Annotated in this window: 14 protein-coding genes; 7 read left to right on the top strand and 7 right to left on the bottom strand. The window is 35.0% G+C overall.

Features of this window, described 5'->3' with window-relative positions; all coding sequences use genetic code 11:
- The first annotated feature begins 76 nt into the window (after positions 1 to 76).
- On the top strand, positions 77 to 781 hold the full coding sequence (locus ASM33_RS07495) for a hypothetical protein (RefSeq protein ID WP_110409719.1): 705 nt from the start codon (positions 77 to 79) through the stop codon (positions 779 to 781).
- Between the two features lie 138 nt (positions 782 to 919).
- Here the strand turns inward: ASM33_RS07495 and ASM33_RS07490 are convergent, their stop codons facing one another.
- Positions 920 to 1,753, bottom strand: coding sequence for a hypothetical protein (locus ASM33_RS07490; RefSeq protein ID WP_110409720.1), 834 nt, complete (start codon positions 1,751 to 1,753; stop codon positions 920 to 922).
- Between the two features lie 226 nt (positions 1,754 to 1,979).
- On the opposite strand from ASM33_RS07490, the gene carB reads away from it, so the two are divergent.
- Positions 1,980 to 5,522, top strand: coding sequence for a carbamoyl-phosphate synthase large subunit (carB, locus tag ASM33_RS07485; RefSeq protein WP_110409721.1), 3,543 nt, complete (start codon positions 1,980 to 1,982; stop codon positions 5,520 to 5,522).
- Between the two features lie 27 nt (positions 5,523 to 5,549).
- On the opposite strand, the gene ASM33_RS07480 is transcribed toward carB, so the two are convergent.
- Positions 5,550 to 6,536, bottom strand: coding sequence for an integrase core domain-containing protein (locus tag ASM33_RS07480; protein ID WP_157956349.1), 987 nt, complete (start codon positions 6,534 to 6,536; stop codon positions 5,550 to 5,552).
- Between the two features lie 164 nt (positions 6,537 to 6,700).
- On the opposite strand from ASM33_RS07480, the gene ASM33_RS07475 reads away from it, so the two are divergent.
- From ASM33_RS07475 to ASM33_RS07460, 4 genes are all read left to right on the top strand, one after another.
- On the top strand, positions 6,701 to 7,081 hold the full coding sequence (locus tag ASM33_RS07475; RefSeq protein WP_110409722.1) for a hypothetical protein: 381 nt from the start codon (positions 6,701 to 6,703) through the stop codon (positions 7,079 to 7,081).
- A 69-nt stretch (positions 7,082 to 7,150) separates the two neighbouring features.
- On the top strand, positions 7,151 to 9,502 hold the full coding sequence (locus tag ASM33_RS07470) for a VirB4 family type IV secretion/conjugal transfer ATPase (RefSeq protein ID WP_110409723.1): 2,352 nt from the start codon (positions 7,151 to 7,153) through the stop codon (positions 9,500 to 9,502).
- A complete protein-coding gene (locus ASM33_RS07465; RefSeq protein WP_110409724.1) occupies positions 9,483 to 12,476 on the top strand; it encodes a hypothetical protein in 2,994 nt (997 codons plus the stop codon). Before ASM33_RS07470 ends, ASM33_RS07465 begins: the two co-directional genes overlap by 20 nt.
- A 95-nt stretch (positions 12,477 to 12,571) precedes the next feature.
- Positions 12,572 to 13,312 (top strand): ComF family protein, encoded by a 741-nt coding sequence (locus tag ASM33_RS07460; protein ID WP_110409725.1) that lies wholly within the window; start codon positions 12,572 to 12,574, stop codon positions 13,310 to 13,312.
- Here ASM33_RS07460 and ASM33_RS07450 read toward each other — a convergent pair.
- The 5 genes from ASM33_RS07450 to ASM33_RS07430 form a co-directional block, all read right to left on the bottom strand.
- A complete protein-coding gene (locus ASM33_RS07450) occupies positions 13,302 to 15,119 on the bottom strand; it encodes a Mur ligase family protein (protein ID WP_410543254.1) in 1,818 nt (605 codons plus the stop codon). The two genes, ASM33_RS07460 and ASM33_RS07450, sit on opposite strands and share 11 nt — an antisense overlap.
- Positions 15,088 to 16,329, bottom strand: coding sequence for a cystathionine beta-lyase (metC, locus tag ASM33_RS07445; protein ID WP_110409726.1), 1,242 nt, complete (start codon positions 16,327 to 16,329; stop codon positions 15,088 to 15,090). Before metC ends, ASM33_RS07450 begins: the two co-directional genes overlap by 32 nt.
- 7 nt (positions 16,330 to 16,336) lie before the next feature.
- A complete protein-coding gene (locus ASM33_RS07440) occupies positions 16,337 to 16,621 on the bottom strand; it encodes a BolA family protein (protein WP_110409727.1) in 285 nt (94 codons plus the stop codon).
- Positions 16,622 to 16,861: 240 nt separating this feature from the next.
- Complete coding sequence (gene dnaK / locus ASM33_RS07435; protein WP_110409728.1) at positions 16,862 to 18,769, bottom strand: molecular chaperone DnaK; 1,908 nt, start codon at positions 18,767 to 18,769, stop codon at positions 16,862 to 16,864.
- Positions 18,770 to 19,021: 252 nt separating this feature from the next.
- A complete protein-coding gene (locus ASM33_RS07430) occupies positions 19,022 to 19,813 on the bottom strand; it encodes a hypothetical protein (protein ID WP_110409729.1) in 792 nt (263 codons plus the stop codon).
- 170 nt (positions 19,814 to 19,983) lie between these two features.
- Here ASM33_RS07430 and ASM33_RS07425 point away from each other — a divergent pair, with 170 nt between their 5' ends.
- Positions 19,984 to 21,576: an ankyrin repeat domain-containing protein gene (locus ASM33_RS07425; RefSeq protein WP_110409730.1), complete on the top strand. Its 1,593-nt coding sequence runs from the start codon at positions 19,984 to 19,986 to the stop codon at positions 21,574 to 21,576.
- Positions 21,577 to 21,613 lie beyond the last annotated feature (37 nt).

Raw genomic sequence — 21,613 nt, 5'->3', positions numbered from 1 at the left:
AATATACTTGAATTAATATAGTTATAATATATTTGATATACAATGCTCTGTGTTATTAATTATGGAGTAATATATTATGACAATAAAAAATGTATCATTAGCATTGAAGAATATTAAGCAGCATAATTTCAAAGATTTTAATCCCTCTGATTCATCGCAAAATAAGCTAAATGTTGAATTGCAAAATGGTGCAAAGTGTCATTTTGATGGTAATAGTTTAGGTTGTGCATATAGTGCTAAAAGCAATAATCCGTTTAAACAGCAAGTTGATGATCCAAGCAAAGACTATAGATTTATAGATGAAATAAAAATAGAAAATCTTGCATTGAAATCTATAGAAACTAGTGTTAAGTGCGATAAAGAAGATGTAGAAGACCTAGAAACTGAGTGTGAATATGGAATAAGTTCAAGCTGTGAAAAATTGGAAAAATGTTCAGGAAAGATAATTAGATTTGAAGGTGGAGAAAATACAAGAGTAAATTATACTGCAGAGTATCCAACATATTCAGATGCAAAGGGAAGTGTAAGTATATTTAGTAACGCAGGAGAATATGCTATAAATATGCAAAATATTAGTGTTGGCAAAGGTAATTTTTATTCTTCCGACCATTACAAAGTAGGAACACAGTCAATTATGAAGTTTGATGAAAATAGCTCTTTCCATATTGAAAATAAAGGCTTTGGTGCTTTGGGCAGTCAGTTAGATCTAGGTATAGGAGCTGTGTCATATTACACAGAACCATATGCTGCGCAGCATGATTTAGAGATTAGTATTATATAAGAAAACAATTTTGCTCTTGTAAGATTTTACAAGAATCAAGGATTGTAGATCCCCAACAAAGTAAAAGGTGGCGATGGTAGTTTAACCGAATTAATAAATAAAAAGGAATAAGCTACCATAACTTAAAAGGTGCGTTTATTAGCAACTCCTACGTTTTAGTGTAGTTTTTTCTACACTAACTTCTCCTACACGAGATTCAAAATCATATTTTCTTTTCTTTGCCGAATCTACTCTTAGATCAAGAGGTTGTTCTGCTTTTCTTTTCTTTGTCGACTCCACTCTTAGATCAAGAGGCTGTTCTGCGTTATAACTTGATTGTACACCAGTATTCATGTCAGCTTGTCCTGAAGTCTCGGGTTGTTGTCCACTTGGCCTTTCAGCATACGTTATAACGGAAGGACGAGGAGGTTGGTCAATATTACGTTTTCTTTTCTTTGTCGACTTCACTCTTGGATCAAGAGGCTGGTCATCAGGTTCGTTTAACAGTGAAGTTAATAGAGGGTAATTGCTTCGTTGCAGAGGTTGATTATCTTTTTTTGGATTGATAGGATGTGGGGTTAATTTCACTAAATTCTCACTACCACTCGGCGTACCTCTGCGGTAACATAAGAAAGTATCTTCACCAATCTTCTCAATTTTGAAAGGCATAACATACCCAGTATTACACATTAAAGATTGATATTCATTAATAAATTTAATAATTTCATCATCATTTCTACCATTATTCCTAAATAATCTTGCAATCACACCTGGCTTCATTTTGTCTCTGAAGAACTTAATTAAATTTTCTAATCCAGGAAGATTCTCACCTTTATCATTAGTATAGGACTTTACCAAATGAATTAAGTCATCAGGTAACTTTATCAAATCTTCCAAGGCATCATTACGATTGACAATATCACGAAGCTTTTTGTGAAGCTTATTTATACTATTTTTTTCTAAAAATTGCATATACTCTTTACTTAGCACCATTATTAACTCCTATATTATGTATAATTAATTTATTAATATATAATATAATTAAATAAAGGATATCTGTAAAGAAAATCTTTTATAGACAAACATCGGCACTGTGAACAAAATTCCAGTTTCAGTTACTTGGACAATAAGAAATTATAGCTGAGGCTTGTAGTCAATAAGAATTCACATACATACGAAAGACTGATAACATTACTTAAATAGAAATGTTATTATAATTATGCCAAAACGCACGGATATAAAATCTATATTAGTAATAGGAGCAGGACCAATAGTTATAGGTCAAGCATGTGAATTTGATTATTCAGGAACTCAGAGCTGTAAAGTATTAAAAAGTGAAGGCTATAAAGTTATTTTAGTGAATTCAAATCCCGCAACTATAATGACAGACCCTGAATTTTCTGATGTCACTTATATTGAGCCTGTGCTACCTGAAATCATAGAAAAAATCATAATTAAAGAAAGACCAGATGCAATATTGCCAACAATGGGCGGGCAAACAGCCCTCAATTGTGCAATGAAACTTGCAGATAATGGTGTGCTGGATACGTATGGTGTAAAACTAATCGGTGTAAATAGAGAGGCAATTAAAAAAGCGGAAGATAGAGAATTATTTCGCCAATCCATGGATAAAATAGGGCTGAAATACCCCAAAAGTATCATTATAAAAAATCAGGAACAAATAAAAGAAGCTTTAGATTACGTTGGATTACCTGCAATTATCCGCTCATCATTCACCCTTGGCGGTGCAGGTAGCGGTATAGCATATAATAAAGAGGAATTTTTTAACATTGCAGAAAGTGCCTTAAAAATTTCGCCAATAAATGAAATTCAGATAGATGAATCAATTATCGGTTGGAAAGAATATGAAATGGAAGTCATCCGTGATTGTAAAGATAACTGCATAATAGTGTGTTCAATAGAAAATGTTGATCCAATGGGAGTCCACACTGGGGATAGTATCACTGTTGCACCTGCTTTGACTTTGCGCGATGCAGAATATCAACAAATGAGAAATGCATCTATAGCAGTGCTGAGGGAAATTGGTGTTAGTGCAGGTGGTGCAAATGTTCAGTTTGCAGTGAATCCTAAAGAAGATGGAAGCCTCGTTGTCATTGAAATGAATCCAAGAGTGTCTCGCTCTTCTGCACTTGCTTCGAAAGCCACAGGCTATCCTATCGCAAAAATTGCAACTAAGCTTGCTATTGGCTATTCACTTGATGAAATACGTAATGACTGCGCTCCAATAATACCAGCAGCATTTGAGCCAGTGATTGATTATATCGTCACTAAAATCCCTCGATTTGAGTTTGAAAAATTTAAGGGAACGAACTGTGAATTATCAACTTCCATGAAATCAGTTGGGGAAGTGATGTCGATAGGCCGCACTTTTAATGAGTCGCTGCAGAAAGCTTTCCGCTCACTTGAAACTGGCCTTATTGGACTTGATGAAGTGTTTCCTCAAAACACTGATATTGATCACATAAAGTCTCAATTAGCGAAGTTGCTGCCAAATAGGTTGTTAATTGCTGCTGATGCAATGCGTCATGGAATTAGCATAGAAGAAATAAACTTAATTACAGGTTATGATTTGTGGTTTTTACAAAATATACAGCAAATTATCTTAGCTGAGCAAAAAATCAAGGAAAACGGCCTCCCTGAGACAGCATATGAAATGTTGGAGCTGAAAAAGATGGGGTTTTCGGATGCTAGGCTTGCAAAATTAAGCAACTGGATCCCAGTGTCACGCACTGGGATGACATCGGAGGGTTCTGGGATGACACCAGACAGGAGTGCTGATCCTTTCCCTATCATCCCAGATCCCTCCAACATCATACAAGAGTCCTCCTCCAACCTCATTCCAGAGCCTTCTCATGTCATCCCAGTGCGTGACACTGGGATCTATGGAAAAAATGAGCGATCAACCACTGGAATAACATCAGAGCAAATTCATGAAATAAGAAAAAAATTCGGCATCAAGCAAGTTTATAAACGTGTAGACACCTGTGCTGCTGAATTTGAATCTAGCACTGCTTATATGTATGGATGTTATGAAGGTAACACAATGGTGTCATTCCAGCGCGTGACGCTGGAATCCAGTAACAAAGAAGAATGGATCCCAGTGTCAAGCACTGGGATGACATTGAAGGATCCTGGTGTGACAAGAGAGAGTATTGGAATAACAGATGGAATGGAATGCGAAGCGAATGTTTCCGACCGAAAAAAAGTCGTAATTTTAGGCAGCGGCCCAAACAGAATTGGTCAAGGAATAGAGTTTGACTATGCATGCGTGCATGCAGTTTCTGCTGCCAAAGAAATGGGATATGAAACAATAATGATTAACTGTAATCCTGAAACTGTTTCAACTGATTATGATACTGCTGATCGCCTGTATTTTGCACCACTCATTGCAGAGGATGTTCTGGAAATACTAAATAAAGAGCAAGAAAATGGGACACTGATTGGGGTGATAGTACAAATCGGTGGGCAAACGCCTTTGAAGTTAGCAAAAGTGCTGAATGAACGAGGTTTTAATATTTTGGGCACCTCTTTTGACTCTATAGATCTTGCAGAAGATCGTATGAGGTTTAAAAATCTTGCTCTGCAGTTGAATTTAAAACAACCTGAAAATTCTATCTGTCATTCCACTGAAGAAGCATTGATAAATGCAGAAAAAGTTGGGTTTCCATTAGTGGTCAGACCATCCTATGTCTTAGGTGGTCAGTCTATGTCGATTCGGCATGATATTGATAGCTTTAAAGAGTACGTACTTGAGCAAACTAAAATTTTTGAACACGGGTCTCTGCTTCTTGATAAATTTTTAGTTAATGCAGTTGAGGTTGACGTTGATGCTATATGCGACGGAGAAAAGGTTTTCATTGCAGCGGTTATGGAGCATATTGAAGAGGCGGGAATTCATTCTGGTGATTCAACATGTTCAATACCGACAAACACATTAAGTAGCGAAATTATAGAAGAGATCAAGCTACAAACAGAAAGAATAGCTCTTACGTTAGAAGTAAAAGGTCTCATAAACATTCAGTTTGCTGTGCAAGAGAGTAACGTATATATACTTGAAGTAAATTTAAGGGCTAGCCGAACCGTTCCTTTTATTTCCAAAGTAATCAACGTTCCGATTGCCAAGCTTGCTACACAGGTTATTTTGGGTGAAAAATTGAGTCAGAAAAACAAACCTTTCGATCACTTTGCAGTTAAAGCTGCTGTTTTTCCATTTACCCGCTTTGCAGGAGTTGATACTTTGCTTGGTCCTGAAATGAAATCAACAGGGGAAGTGATGGGTATTGACTTATCATTTGAAGCTGCACTTGCAAAAGCGCACATGGCTGCAGGATATAAGTTACCAACAGAAGGGGCAGCGCTGATTTCAGTAAAAGATGATGATAAGGAGTACATATTGCCAGTTGCAGAAATGTTAAAAGAGCTGGGTTTTAAAATATATGCAACCAAAGGTACTGCTTTATATTTAAACAATAATGGCATTGCTGCAAAAGCTATAAATAAAGTGAGAGAAGGCAGGCCGCACATAGTTGACATGATAAAAGACGGGAAAATAAATTTAGTAATCAACACTTCAAAGGGTGTAAAATCAGTATCAGATAGCAAAGATATCAGGAGAGCTGCTATTTTACAAAATATAGCTTACAGTACTACAGCTTCTGGAAGCAAAGCATTAGTGCTTGCAATCCAGTATATAAAAAATAGCAAGCTGGAAGTTACGCCTTTACAAGAATATTCCAGATAAGGATCTCGTCATCCCTGTAAAGGTCAACTAATTCATTGACAAATTTTGCAAAAAGCTCAAAGGAGTAATACCTCCAAGAGCTTGATGCGGCCTGTGTTCATTGTAATAAATTAAATATCTAAACAATTCATCCTTAAATTCTTGAACGGTCTCAAACGTTGTTCCCTCAATCAAATCATCATTTAAAGTCCGCCAAAAGCGCTCTACTTTTCCATTTGTTTGTGGTCTATATGGCCTTGTATATAAATGCTTTAAGCCAATTTCAACTAACATTCTTTCAAATGGATGTCCATCCAAATTACTTCTTGATGCAAACTCTGGTCCATTGTCTGTCATTACTTCTTTGAACTGAATACTGTAACTTTGCTTTATATAATTAAAACATCTGAGCACTGCAAACATTACATTCAGACTCTGAATATTTTCTAAAACTTCTGCCCATGCTATACGGCTTGCATCGTCTATTACACACACTAAATAGTATCTTTTGCTCTCATTTATTATCATATCTTTACTCAAATAATGACAGTCTATATGTGCCAATTCTCCAGCTTTTTCCCTGATTATCTTTCTCTTCACCTCTTTTTCTTTTGTGCTCAACTTATTCATGCCGGCTCTCTTAATAATATTATATATACCAGATGGAGAAGGTGTTTTGTTGCCCAACTTTTTTGCTAGTATAGCACAAATTTCATATTTATTTATCCCTTTTTTCCGCTCCTCTATAACTGCTTTTTCTATTTCAATATCTGTTCTTCTACTTTCCCATCTTGGACCTCTTTTTCTTGGTAAAAACTCTTTTTCTAATCCGCTATTTCTATACCTATTATAATATTTACAGAATGTTTGTCTGTTGATTCCATTAGCGTGATAAAAATCGCCTACAAATCTATAAAATGGATGCTTTTTTGCCTTTGTTTGCTCATATTCTTTGATCAAAAATCTCCATTTACTTTGGTAATTTCTCTCTAAAGTTTTATCTTCTGTGTTTCTTCTCATACCTAACTCCCTCAAAAATGTTTCTTTTATCTTAACATTTTTGTCATCGAATTAGTTGACCTTTACAATATTAAAAAACACTTAAATATAAGTTACTGTTGGTGGATAGGTGAATTAAGCTATTGTCTATTGATGTAAAAGCTGTTATAATTTAAAAGTATTTTAGAGGTATTTAGTTGATGCATATTCAATTGAATAAAATTTTCGTTCTCATAGTCATGTTGAGTTTTATTTTTGTGCCATATCCTGGCCAAGCAGATTCTGTGGGTGACGAGCTAAAAGATATACAAGAGACTGTAAAAAACTTTATTTCTTCATTTTCAGTCAAAGACACTGTAGAAAATATGACCCCTTCAACAATTATAGGGATTTGTATTGCCATGGTGGTACTTGCAATAGTGTTCAGGGGCCTAATCTTTTTTGCAATAATGTTTGGTATACTGATCATGATGTTTGGTAGTGCAGACAAAGCAACAGATTATTTCAAAGAAAAGTTCAATTTTGCACAAGATTTGAAGTCTATTGTTCCAGAGCCGAAAAAGGCTGAAAAAAGCGATTAAGTAGTATTTATAGTATTTTTATGTTTTTTAATTATCTTTAGTGAATACACATGATCACATATATGTTGTATGGAAATAAAAGCGCCAGCAATTAATCATAAGCTTGAAAAGAAAAATAATTCAGCATTACTAGAAAGTATTGATTTAGATTTTATTCCTTATGCTTGCCACTATAATGAAGAAACTATACTCACTAAGCAGGGAGAATTATTAAAAATAATCAAATTAGAGGATTATTCTTCTGCTGACAACTACAGCGACCTTAGAACTGAAATTAGAAAGAGTATATCAAAAAATATTAATAGCTTATATTTCACTGTTTGGATTCATACTATTAGAAAGCGTAATAAACTCAGTTTACAGTGGAACAATACTGGAGATTTTTCTGATAAGCTACATTCAACATGGTTCAACAAACTAACTGACAGTAAATTAAAGTACATAAATGAACTTTATGTCGTAATATTGCTTAGCGATTTTGGTGAATCTATTAATAACTCATTATTTTTCAAAAACATAAAAAATAAACACAAGTTATCTTTAGAAAAAAGACATCATGATCTAAAAGAGGTAACTGACTTAATTCAAAGCGATCTAGAGCCTTTTGGAGCTAAAAAACTTGGTCTAAGGTTTCATGAAGGTAAAATATACTCTGAAATGATAGAGTTTCTACATTATATTGTGACATTAACACATAAAGATTATCCAATAGATGAAAAAGACCTGTCGCAATATGTTAGAAATTTTAAAATAGCATTTGGTTTCAATGCGTTTCAAACAATATTTGAAGATCAACAGAAATTTGGGTCTATCTTCAGTATAAAGGAATACAGAGAAGTTACTTTGGGCAATATCGATAGGTGCTTACAGCTTAATTCTGAGCTTGTTATCACAGAAATAATGATCTTTACTAGCAATAACAAAGCAGTAAAAGAATTCAAAAAACAAATTAATATGCTGGAAATTAGTGAAAGCAATACCTTACTCCAAAATTCAGGGATGACAGAAATAATGGAGCTTGAAAAGACTTCTGGTATAGACTTCTGCCAACAGAAAATTATTTTTACAATATTTGCAGATAATAGGGCTATGTTGGCTGAGAATGTTAGTGATTTTTCTTCCATAATGGCGTTAATTGGCTTAATGATGTTCAGGACTGATTTACATATGGAGACTCATTTTTGGGCACAACTTCCAGGTAATTTTACTTTCATTACACAACCGAAAAATATATTAATAAAGTATGCTTGCAGTTTTGCAATGTTGCATGATGTTACATCAGGAACATTAAAAGGTGGAAGATGGAAAGAAGCAGTAACAGTTTTTTTCTCAAAAGTAGGGAACCCTTACTTCTTTAATTTTCATGGAAAAAAAAGAAATGGCCACACTACAATACTCGGTGCTCCAAATTCAGGCAGAACTTCACTTATTAACTTTCTACTGTCGGAGGCAAGAAAGTTTAATCCAAGAATTGTTATCCTAGACAATACTGGAAAATCGATAATTTTCACTAAAGCAGTGAGCGGTAAATATTATATAATTGATCCAAAATATAAAGACAAAAGCCTGAAGTTTAATCCATTAAACATTGAAGATAACCCTACTAGCCGCAATATGCTGTTTGAATTGATAAAAAGAATGGTAGCCGATACTTCAATAGAAATAGAAGAGAAGATAAAAAAAATTGTAGACTCTATATTCACAATACCAAGGGAATCACGTTCCATTTCACAAATCTCTGAAGTACTTCTCCTTTTAGGAGGAAACATAAATAAGTGGTGTGGTGATGGAGAGTTCGCTTATTTGTTTCAAGATGGTGATGAGTCAGATGTTGACTGGATGACAAAAATTATATCCCTCAATACAGCAAACCTTACAAAACAAAAAGAATGCATGTCAGTGATACTTTACTATTTTTTATATTCTTTTGAGTCAAAATGTGACGGCTCACCTGCGATACTTGTTTTGGACGAAGCATGGGAGATAAGTAATATTTTTTCTACAGAAAAAGAGTTTGATGATTGGATGCAAAGAATGACGGAATTAAATGTTGCGGTAATATTAAGCACAGAGAACTTAAACCTAGCATTTGCAAGCAGATTTACTCAATATCTAGACAAACATATAGATACAAGAATTTTGATGCCGAATATCAATGCAAATAGACTCTATATGAAAGCATTTTCTTTATCTAAAGAGGAGCTGAACATAATCCTACAGACACCAACACAGGAAGGTTTATTTTTAATAAAGCAATATAAAGGGTTAGTGACATTGAATTTGGATTTAAAGGATATGCAGGAAATACATGTGCTCTCTGCTAATAAAGAAACTATAAAATATATGTATGAAGCAATAAAAGAAAAAGGAGAAGAAGTGAATGGTTGGTTACCGGTGTTTTATGAGAAATGTAAAGCTTAGTTTTTTATTGATATTCTTTTTGATCTTTGGTCTTTCGTACCAGGGGTATGCTGACTGTCCACCTTTTGTAGAAAGCAATACTGGAGCTGAATCTGGAGGTAAAAAGGTTTTGGATGGGTTTTTAGCGATTATCACTTTTGGTACTAAGGGTGGTTTTGCCGTTGATGAAAAATTATATCAATACATTCACGTCAAAGCAATAAAAGCTCAAGGAGTTGATGGTTATTTTAATCCAAAAATTGAAGTATGTAATTATGAGAAAAATAATTGTCATCAGTTATATAGTGGAGTATCTTGCCACAAAATATATGGAACACAAGGTTCTGGAGCTGGTGTTTCTGCAATGACTTTTATTGATTGGGAAGGAAATAAGACATCCATTGGTGCACAAATGGGAGAAGGCCTTGAATGGGAATGGGCAGATGGTGTCACTGATGAAGAGAAAAAGAAATTTGCTAATTCTCCTAAGATATGTGCTTGCAGCCAAAAAGGATCTTGTATGAGTGGTGTTTCTGTAACTTTTTCTAGATTGTTTGAAGGAGCAAATATTTTCAGTCTTGATGGAATGGAAAAAGTTTGCGATACATGTACATGGGGCAGCAGGGGAAAGCAAAAAGTCAAGTGTGCTCCAGTTCCTCTTGCACCTGGCCCACCTCCATTCTGTGAACAACTTGGAATGTCACCTCCACAAGTTAGGGTTGTCCCTATAACAAATAACGATAATGATTATTTCAATCCTAAAGTTAAGGTGTTAATTGGCGATTTAAAAGATGAAAACGGAAAAATTGGAAAAAGATTAGATTTTCCTAAAGAGTATAAAAAAGATAAACCTGAAACTAAAGATAAACTTGCAACTAAAGAGTTCTCTATTTCAGATGAAAAGAGCACCACATATTATTTCAAAACCTATAAAGAAAAAGATAAGCTATGTACCGAGTATTATGGAACTGAAAGAATAGATGAAAAAAATTTGCAATTCAGTCGTTGTTTTCCTGCACCACCCGTTCCAGAACCTGAAATAGTCGAAATAGTAAAAGACCCGTTTGGAAACCCAAGCAATACGTTAAAGATAAAAATAAAGATGAGTAAAGAAACTTGTACGAGACAGGCACGAGGAGATTACAGTGGTGATTCTTGTACTTTTAACGTTAATAACTCTGTAAAGTATATTGGCCATCTGTCATTAAAAGTAGTAAAGCCAACAATAGTAGAAAAAACAGATGATAGCAGTGATGATAAAAGTGGCCATAAAGAAATTGATAAGATTCTAAAAAAGATACTAAATCAAAACAAAGATAAAGATTTTAAAATTTTGCAAAAATACGGTTATGTGCCTGATATTCAGGTAGGATGTGCTGGTAGCATAGATGATAAAGATTTTTCTGACCTTAAAGATTTTAATGAAGAAAAAATAAAAGAGTGTAAATTGGACAGCTTAGGACAGCCAGAAATAGAAGTAAAATATAAAGACGATCCTAAGAGCAAAATGCTTTGCTTTTCTGGCTGGAAAGCAGAACCAGAAGAGTTTGTTCTTGAAAGAGAAGATAAAGTAATATCACTAAGGAAAATTGGCACAAGCTATGCTAGATATAATACTGTTTACTCAAAGGAATCAAATCAATCTTATTACTTTCCATGTACTAAAACAGATGACTTATTGACAAAGCCTCAGAGTCAATTAGATGAAATGATATTCAATAAACGTGGATACGTTTCCATTCCTGAGGAAAATAAGAAGAGGGATAATTGCATTGTAACAGAAACCAAGAAAATAGATGAAACACAGGACTGCACCAAATGTAAAATAGCATATAAACTAGTGGATGCCGAGCATAAGAAAGGATGTAAACAAGGCGATGACGAAGACAATTACGGTTGCATGTGTTTTAATAATGTATGTGAACGTTCAACACAATATATAAAAAATGATAACACACCTTTTTACTTACGAGTTTCACAGAAAACAGATGGTACAGTTGAAAAACTTGAAGTACCAACTAAAGCAAATAGAGCAGAAGTTTTTTATGCTGATAAACTATGTAGGTTTGATTTAGAAGGCTTAAAAGAGAGATTGCGAGATATAATAAAGAGACAGCTCGAGAGTAAGAGGCTTCAATTATTGGATGAAAGTAAAACGCCTTCTGAAGACCCAGGCCAGAATAGTTATACAGGTAATTTATCAAAATATGATTATGTTGAAATAGAAGCATGGGGAGGTGGTGAAGCAGGTCATATAAGCGGCAAAGCGACGTCTACGGAAGATAGACAAGGAATGCCTGGAGATTATGTAAAAGCTAAATTAAAAATTGATCCTAGCTACCCTATAATTCGAGTAAAAGTTACAGAGGGTGGTGGTGGACAAGAAAGCTATAAGTCAAATAAAGATGGAGGGCCAACTATAATAGAAATGTGTAACTCTTCAGGGTCAGACTGTAAAACATTAGTCACAGTTGCAGGTGGTGGTAATTACCGGACATATGGCGGAGAAAAATATGACAAGACAGAAATTCATAGAGAAGACTTAAAATTAGAAGCAAAAATTGTAAGAGCAGAAAATTTGAAGTCTACTGAAGATAATAAAATACCATATATAAAAGATGGTAAAATAGATTATGAACCAGTAAGAGAATGCAATAACTCAAGGAGAATCATACCTGGTGCAGGTGGCTGCATTAATAAAAGCGGCAAAAAGTATAGTAAAGGTGCTCCTGGTTACGCAATTATTAGGCCTATACTGAATGCAATTGCTAATGAAAAAATAGATGTAATTAATAGCGCTATTGATGAGATCATAGATAATCCAAACATCCTAATTAGTGATAATTCTTCGACAATAGGGCTTAGCGATGATTCTCTGGTAAATCAGCTTATTAATGATTCTTTGATAAAGAAGTTTGATTCTAAGATAATGGACACAATTAAAAAAGAAATTGAAAAAGAATTGTTAGGACAAGATACGTCTAAAGATAATTAGACCCACTACATGTTTTTTCATCCAGAATTAGGGTTCATAGTACAAATTCATTAAATTGTCATGCAATTTAATGAATATATTATACAATCTTAACTATGAGTCTTTTGCTAATTAAAAAAGCTACCAATCTTATATTCCCAAACGTATGCGTAAGTTGTGAATGCATTATTGATAAAAACCACGATTTATGTAGTGAGTGCAATAAAAAGATCAACTTTTTAACCAAGCATTACTGCAATGTTTGTGGTGCAGTGATTGCAAATAATATTTACACATGCGGCAAGTGCATTATCAATCCACCACCATTTAAAGTATTAAGGTCGGTTTTTGCTTACGATCAACATAGTAAGAATATGATTATAAATTTTAAATTTTTTGATAATCTGAATTATGTCAAAACCTATGCAAAATGGATGTACCAAAGTCACAAGGATATATTTCAGAATGCAGAAATTCTGATGCCTATACCACTACATAAATTCCGTTTATTTAAACGTAAATACAATCAAGCAGCGCTGCTTACGAAAGAACTTAGCAAGTTATCTAATCTATTTTACACGCCTTTTGCAATAAAACGTCTCCGCCACACTACTCCTCAGGCTGGTCTTTCACTTAAACAGCGTGAAAAAAACTTGAAAAAAGCTTTTAGTATGGAAAGTAAAGAAATTATAAGAGACAAGGTTGTGATACTTATTGATGATGTTGTAACAACTGGAGCAACTGCACGATCCTGCTCTCAGGAAATTTTAAATTCCGGTGCAAAAGAAGTGAGAGTTTTGTCGCTTGCAAGAACTGTGAATGATTGTGAAGTCACTAACATATCATTCAAGGAATAGTTTTACTCCTAATAACCTCAACATCACTAAAGTCAAATGTTTTACTTCCTATAATTTGAAATTTCTCATCTCCTTTGCCTGCAACTAGCAGTATCATATCTTCATTACAAGCGATATCTATGCCTTGCTCTATAGCTTTTTTTCTATCTCCTGTTTCCAGTGCATCAGGACAATACAATAAAATATCGTGACGAATTTTGGCTGGATCTTCATCGCGCGGATTGTCATCAGTAACTATTACTCTGTCTGCGTACATTTGTGCTATTTTACCCATTGCTGAGCGTTTTGTCTGATCGCGATTACCTCCACATCCAAATACCAGGACTATTTTTTTATTAAAGTGCCATTTCAAGGACAGCAAAGATTGTTTCAGCGCATTTGGAGTGTGAGCGTAATCTACAAACACAAAAGCAGACCTCTTGCATAACTCAATTTCTGATGGCAATTTTGTTGTCGAAGCTTGTCTACGCTCCTCAAATACATTCGAGTATTCTGCGGTGCTCGTCTGCACTGCTCCTAAAAATTTCTCATCACAAACATGTTCTGCAAAAGGTCTAGTGTTAATTTTCTCCATCCTTCCTGGTGGAGAAACAAGCTTCTCTATACATATTTCTTCATAATGTACTCCAGATGAGATAACTATACCAATTGCACATAATAGATTATACGCTTGGAATTCTCCAAAAACTGGAAAAAATGCATTGTAAATCTTGTCATCAATTTTAATTGTAAGGTGCTGTCCATCGGGAGTGGGTGTTTGTTTTAATAAAGTAATATTAGAACCTTTTTTACCGTAGGTGATAACTTCACCGCTACGTTTTTCAGCTATTTTAAGCAATTCGCTGTATTCATCTATATCTGCATTTAGTATTACCGTTTCTCCTTCTGGTAAAACTTCAGCAAATAACCTTTTTTTGGCCTCTAAATACTCGCTGACATTTTTGTGATAATCCAGATGATCCTGCGAGAAATTAGTAAATGCCGCAGCACTTAGTTTTAACCCATGAATTCTATATTGATCAATTCCATGACTTGAAGCCTCTAAAGCTAGATGTTCTACGTTTTTACTATTGATATCACGCAACGTGGCATAGATGTCTTCTGCATCTGGAGTTGTAAGATTATTGTGATTATCTTTCCTATCGTTATTGATATATGTCCCGAGCGTTCCAATAGACGCTGCATTATAGCCAGCGTTTTGCCAGATTTGACGACAGAATTCTACTACTGAGGTTTTACCATTTGTACCTGTGACGGCTGCAGTATATTTTGGATGTTTGAATTGATAAAATCTGCTGACTATTTCGCTGTATATTTCTTGAGGGTTTGGGTGAAAGATATAGATTCGAGTGTCACGCACTGGAATGACGCCAAGGTGGTCTGTATCTTCTGTCACCTCAGTGCTTGAGGTTTTTGTCATCCGAGTAGCTGACACTGGGATCCAGGAAGAAAATGCATTGTCACGTGTTAGAATGATGCCAAGGCTTGAAGTTTCTGTCATCCCAGTACTTGATACTGGGATCCATCTTTTTTTTTCCTGGATTCCAGTGTCACGCACTGGAATGACACCAAAAAATGACATCGAGAGGTGATCAGACACAGAGACAAAAAGATAGCCTTCCTTAACTCTTTTGGGGTTGCATGTAACACCTTTGATTTCAATGTTAAAGTCAATAGAACAGCTTGGTGTCATTCCAGTGCGTAACACTGGAATCCATGCATTTTCTTCCTGGATCCCAGTATCAGTTACTCGGATGACTTGGGGTTGTACGATATTATGCAATAACTCTTTCAGCTTCACAGTCAGTTTTTCTATCTTTAAATTCCATACATGGCAGCCTTGCTAGTGCGTCATTAAGATCGGAAATTAAATCCTCAGGATCTTCTAGTCCACAGAATATTCGAACGCAACTTCCACCATAATCAGATTTTATTACGGACCTTGTCATGGATTTTGGGTCTATCGGTAATATCAAGCTGTCACACCCACCCCAAGAGGCACCTATGCCAAAAATTTTCATGTGGTCAACCATATAGCTGAGTTCTGCACACGAATATTCTCTATCCAGTATTATGCTAAATACACTACTTGCTCCCTTAAAATAATTTTTCCATAATTTGTGTTGATGGTGGGAAGGTAATGCAGGATATAAAACACAGCTAACCTTTGGATGTGTTTCAAGCCACTTTGCTACTCTAATTGCTGTACTTTTGTGTTGTTCCATACGTATATGCAGGGTTCTCAGCCCCCTATGCGCAAGGTAACAGTCGTGCGATTGGACGGTTACTCCATAATTTTTGTAACTTTCATAAAGCAATTTAAAAACTTCGCCTTCAGCAATCATAGCTCCCATCAGCAAATCTGAATGACCTGCCAAATATTTTGTAACAGCATAAAGCGCAACATCAATTCCATAATCAAGAGGCTTAAATAACAAAGGTGTTGCCCATGAATTATCGCACACAGTTATTATTCCATGTTTTTTAGCAACATTTACTATATGTTTTATATCAGAAATTTCAAACGTTACAGAGCCAGGAGTTTCTATCATTATCAATGAAGTATTATCCTGAATAAAACTAGTTATATCTTGCGTTGGATCATAAAAAGTTACTTCTACTCCCCTTTTTGGCAACTCATTTTCAGCGAATCTCTTGAGCCTGTAATAACTGTTATCTTGAATTAAAACATGAGAACCAGCTTTACTGAAAGTCAAAATGGCAAAAGTAAGTGCAAATAGCCCGGAAGGATAAATCAACGCTTGTCCCCTACCCTCAATTTCAGCAAGTGCATTTGAAAGATAATGAACTGTAGGAGTACCAACATTACTATAGCTGTAATCCCTAACAACGCCATCATTTATCACATCATATATACTTTCTCCATTTGCTGCATTTAAGTAGTCCTTGTAACTTGGAAACAACAAGGTAGAAGAATGATAAACTGGTGGGTTCATAGAACCTTTATAGTCCTTAAATTTTCTTCCTGCTTTAACTAATAAAGACTCTTCTTTCACATTTTTATTATTTATTTTTTAAATTATACTCATTTTGCGTATATAAATGAAGAGAAATCGCATGTATGAGCTTTATCTCGCTCTTTAACAGTTCATAAATTAACTTATGCCTTTTGAGAGAGCTCATTCCAGCAAAATCGTCAGATATTAATATTAATTTGATGTGTGAAGGTAATGTGGAAGACGAAGCAAAATAATGGTCAGCATGCTTTGCTGATTCATCGATAATGTTAATAGAAATCACACCTATTGCACCGCGTATTTTTTCTTCTATTGTCTTGATAATATTCATAACGATTTCTTTCTCCTGTCATCCAAGTAGCGGACACTGGGATCCATCTTTTTCTTTATTAAGACATTGCTTTAACATATGCTCTCAGAATCTGTTGTTCACCACACAATTTGCAAAGATTTTTATACCTGGATCCCAGTGTCTGGGCACTGGGATGACAAGAAAAAAGCACTTGGATGACACCTGATAGCGCTGGGATGACAAGAGTAGGGCTACCTGGATGACAAGAAAAGTGATCAACTACTTATTCTCTTCTTTGTTATCTACATCCTGGTAATCAGAGTCTACAACTTTTTCTTCCTCATTTGCTGTTGATGAGCCATCACCTTGTTGCTGCTCTGATGCTTGATACATGGCTTCCCCAAGCTTCATAGAGATTTGAGAAAGGTTAGTAACTTTTTGCTGAATTGAATCAGCATCATCAATATTATCAGACTTGCGAGCTTCTTTTAGCTCATTCAGTGCATTTTCAATAGCAGCTTTAGCTTCTGGTGACACTTTATCACCAAATTCTGCCAGAGACTTTTCTGTAGAATGAGCTAAACTATCAGCCTGGTTCTTGACTTCAATGAACTTTTTACGTTTTTTATCTTCTGGTCCTTTTGCTTCAGCCTCTTTCACCATTTGATTTATTTCAGCATCAGATAATCCACCTGAAGATTGAATACGTATTTTTTGTTCTTTACCAGTAGCTTTATCCTTCGCAGAAACATGCGCTATTCCATTTGCATCTATGTCAAACTCGACTTCAATTTGCGGCACTCCACGTGGAGCTGGAGGTATTCCTTCCAAAGTGAATTCCCCTAACAATTTATTATCTACTGCCAGTTCTCTTTCACCTTGATGCACCTTAATTGTCACAGCTGTTTGACTATCTGATGCAGTTGAAAACACCTGAGATTTCTTAGTAGGAATTGTAGTGTTACGATCAATAAGTTTAGTAAACACTCCTCCTAAAGTCTCAATACCAAGAGAAAGTGGTGTTACGTCAAGTAATAACACATCTCTTACATCACCTTGAATGATCCCAGCTTGTATGGCAGCTCCAATTGCTACAACTTCATCAGGATTTACTCCTCTATGTGGATCTTTACCGAAGAATTCTTTAACTTTTTCTATTACTTTTGGCATACGTGTCATGCCACCGACTAGCACTACCTCTCCGATTTTATCAGCAGATAAGCCCGCATCTTCAAGGGCCTTTTTACAAGGAGCCATAGTTCTTTCAATTAAAGCATTTACTAAACTTTCAAGTTTTGCTCTGGTCAATTTCATATTTAAATGTTTAGGACCACTCGCATCCGCTGTAATAAATGGAAGATTGATTTCTGTTTCCATTGTGCTTGATAATTCAATTTTCGCTTTTTCAGCAGCTTCTTTGACTCTCTGCATAGCCATTGGATCATTCTTTAAATCAATCCCATTGCTTTTCTTAAATTCATCAAGTAAATGATTCACTATTGCATTATCAAAATCTTCACCACCAAGTTGAGTGTCACCATTTGTAGCTTTTACTTCGAAAACTCCATCACCAATTTCAAGGACTGAAACGTCAAATGTACCACCACCCAAGTCATAGACCACTATTGTGTGTCCATGTTTCTTATCAAGTCCATAAGCAAGCGCTGCAGCAGTAGGTTCATTCACAATCCTCAGCACATTTAATCCAGCAATTTTTCCTGCATCTTTTGTTGCTTGGCGTTGAGAATCATTGAAATATGCAGGCACCGTTATTACCGCATCTTTTACTTCTTCTCCAAGGTAAGCTTCTGCTGCTTCTTTCAGATTTTGCAATATAAACGCACCAATTTGACTAGGAGAGTATTCTTTACCATCAGTTGTTTTAATCCATGCATCACCACTTTTTGCTCCAAATATCGTATATGGCACCTGTAAATTTTTCATTTCAGGATCACTATACTGACGTCCTATCAACCTTTTGGTAGCAAAAAAGGTTTTCTCTGCATTAGTTGTTGCTTGTCTTTTCGCTGGAAAGCCTACCAATCTTTCTCCAGATGAAGTAAATGCAACTATAGATGGAGTGGTTCTTGCTCCTTCTTTATTTTCTATTACTTTTGTATCTTTGCCATGCATTATTGCAACACAAGAATTTGTTGTTCCGAGATCTATACCTATTGCTCTTCCCATAATAAATACTCCCTATTATAAATATTAATCTGATGTTAGAATATATAGGTACAGAACTAATTAATTACAAGCCTCATATTAGAAATACTGCACTACGGTTGGTAAATTTTTAGATAAGCAGCGTTTACGCCTGTCATAGCAGTCTGGGGCAAATAATCCTCTGTACCAGATCACACCACAAGAAATATATGCATAGCTAATATTGATACAAAACATTCAGCTATTTACTAAATAAATAGATAAAAATCCCGTTTATAATTCTGATATTGTTACACCATCACAACTATTATGAGTAAGACCATTTATGCTTTCATGATGAATATCTTCAAGTTCAGGGATAGGTTGGCTAAACAATTTTTCAACCTGCAGCATTAGTAATACAGCACTATATATTATGCTAATTGTTACACCTACATTAAAGTTGTAGACTATACCATTGCCTAAATTTATTGGTATGTTGGGAAGGTCCATATGGTCAACTATAAATCCCACTAAACCCAATGAAAAAGTTAATGTGCTAATCATGAGTGATTTTCTACACTCGACATACTTATCAGTACCTTTGCTATCCTGGTACTTTTTAATTGCATAATAATAACTTATAGGTTCTGCAATGAACAAGAATAGAACTGTTGATACTAATCTTATGTGATCAACTGCACCATCCGCAAACAAATGGATAATTTTTGTTTGCATCAACAGCCCTATTGTACTACTTACTAGGTTGGCTGACTTACCTATAATTTTTGCTAATTGTCTTTTTTTGGGATCCTTATAATCCTCTATCAAGCTTTGCAAGGTAAATGTAGAATGGGCAACATATAGAATAGACGTTGGCAGCTTTATAAACCGAGCAATGCTCCGCGTCAGAATTATATTTGATCTATTATTATCAATAAATTCGGAGCAAAATTGTAGTGAAATTTTACACAGTAGAATTGTTAATCCAGTTGATACACAGATGATTCTTCTATAATTATGACGATAAGCATAACTAACCTTTTGTGGGAGTGTATTTAGCTCTTTTTTTGTGCTGCTTAGCATAAAATAATTAATAAAGTGTTAATCTCCCTGTTATTTTACTACATAAAAGTCTTAAAGAAAAGCCTTTTGGTATGAAACATCTCAAATAAAGTTAAGAAGTTAATAATTGACTTTTTCATAAAATTATATAATAATTATATAATATAGATTTTACAACGAAGGAGAGACATATGAGTAGTTCTGAATTATTTGATAATTTAATACAAGCAATAGAAGAAGGGAAAGGTGTTGCTGATATATTAAAAGGTAAGAGTGAGGAAGAGATAAAAGAAGCTATTCTATACATGAAAGGAGATGTAACAGTAGAGAGTGCTATAAATTTCTCAGAGAGTAGTGTTACTTCACCGCTTGTTCGTAATAGTCTTGTCGAAATTGTGACGTCAGGAAATAAGATGATGTCGGATTTGTACAATGGCAAATGCTTTTATTCGCCACTTGTATATGCTATACATAAGGGAAATATTACAGCTATCGATGATATTTTAAAGTATGCCAAAGATAATAACTTTCTAAAGGAACTTTTTGCTGCAAAAGTAACTATAGAACATAGCTTCATACAAGCTGGCAAGACAACTTACACACCACTAACTTACGCTATAGCCAAAAAAAATGATGAAGCTGTTAAACTTATTTTACAATATGCCAAAGTTAATGAATTGCTAAAAGAAGCTCTTAATGAACAATATACTACAACTTCTTCATTAAGGGAGGAAATTCATAATGCACTTACTTTTGCTATATCTGTAGGAAATGAGGAAGCTTATATCAATATTTTAGAACGCGCTAAAGATGCTGAAATGCTAAAGGAAATCCTTACTTCAAAAGTGACTGTAAAATCCATCGTAGGTGATGTTAAAAAATTAACACCACTTGAGTGTGCCATAGATTGCAAAGATGATAGAGCTATCAAGTGCATTCTACTTTATGCTAAAAAAAATGACTTGTTGAAGGTAGTCTTAAATGATGCAGCAAATGATTTATACAAAGCTGTTACTCATGGAAATAAAGCAAAAATAGTCAAGTTCTATCATCTTCTAAACGAACCAGGCATTGCTCAACAAGTGTTTAAAGCAGGTGTATTCAAGTATATATTTACTCAAAAAGAAGCAAATGAACTAGCTGAACAAATTAATAAAGGACAATATGAAGAAGCAATAAATGCAATTCGGAAAAGACAAGTACTTATCTCGAGTGCTGCTGGTATTGCAACGATAGCTATTGCAGTTGGTTTGGCTGCTGGTGCAATTTTAGGAGGCATTGCAATGGGCCTAACCGTTGTCACTTGTTCCCTTGCCTCTATTTCAATGTTTGCTGTGTTCATGAATGGTATGTATGTTATTAACTCAATGAGAATACCTGGGGAGAAAATTATAATAGAAGCTGTTGGTATTGTTTTAAGTATTGCTTTAATAGCTATATGTTTAGCTGCCATAATAGTGGCATTCCTATCAGGCGGTGTGGCTGTTTTACCTGTTGCTATAGCGGGAGCTGCGATGGCTATAGGACTTATGGTAGGAATTACAACTATTTGCAAGGCAATATATCATGGGCTTAATAAAATTGAATTCCCTGATCATGAACTTGGTACTGAAAAAACACCTGACCTCAATAAATCAAATGACAGCGATGTTCCTGACCATGAATCTGATATTAAAGAAGGACCTGACGATAAGGTGACTCAAATAAAATTAGAGAAAGGAATAGGTATAGAAGAAGAAGGCGTAGGCAACGGTGGTATTGCTGTACAATCTATTGCTGTATAAAACTATAACAAGGAGTATGACCTATACCTTTATCCAA

Origin of the sequence: Wolbachia endosymbiont of Folsomia candida (genome assembly GCF_001931755.2) — a bacterium.
In the GTDB taxonomy this organism is placed as follows: Bacteria; Pseudomonadota; Alphaproteobacteria; order Rickettsiales; family Anaplasmataceae; genus Wolbachia.
Note: the sequence above shows the minus strand (reverse complement) of the source record. Positions and strands in the feature narration are given on the sequence as shown.

Bases quoted from the DNA above. Each gene is read 5' to 3' on its own strand.
- ASM33_RS07495 (WP_110409719.1), top strand. From the start codon at position 77: ATGACAATAAAAAATGTATCATTAGCATTGAAGAATATTAAGCAGCAT.
- ASM33_RS07490 (WP_110409720.1), bottom strand. From the start codon at position 1,753: ATGGTGCTAAGTAAAGAGTATATGCAATTTTTAGAAAAAAATAGTATA.
- carB (WP_110409721.1), top strand. From the start codon at position 1,980: ATGCCAAAACGCACGGATATAAAATCTATATTAGTAATAGGAGCAGGA.
- ASM33_RS07475 (WP_110409722.1), top strand. From the start codon at position 6,701: ATGCATATTCAATTGAATAAAATTTTCGTTCTCATAGTCATGTTGAGT.
- ASM33_RS07470 (WP_110409723.1), top strand. From the start codon at position 7,151: ATGGAAATAAAAGCGCCAGCAATTAATCATAAGCTTGAAAAGAAAAAT.
- ASM33_RS07465 (WP_110409724.1), top strand. From the start codon at position 9,483: ATGAGAAATGTAAAGCTTAGTTTTTTATTGATATTCTTTTTGATCTTT.
- ASM33_RS07460 (WP_110409725.1), top strand. From the start codon at position 12,572: ATGAGTCTTTTGCTAATTAAAAAAGCTACCAATCTTATATTCCCAAAC.
- ASM33_RS07440 (WP_110409727.1), bottom strand. From the start codon at position 16,621: ATGAATATTATCAAGACAATAGAAGAAAAAATACGCGGTGCAATAGGT.
- dnaK (WP_110409728.1), bottom strand. From the start codon at position 18,769: ATGGGAAGAGCAATAGGTATAGATCTCGGAACAACAAATTCTTGTGTT.
- ASM33_RS07430 (WP_110409729.1), bottom strand. From the start codon at position 19,813: ATGCTAAGCAGCACAAAAAAAGAGCTAAATACACTCCCACAAAAGGTT.
- ASM33_RS07425 (WP_110409730.1), top strand. From the start codon at position 19,984: ATGAGTAGTTCTGAATTATTTGATAATTTAATACAAGCAATAGAAGAA.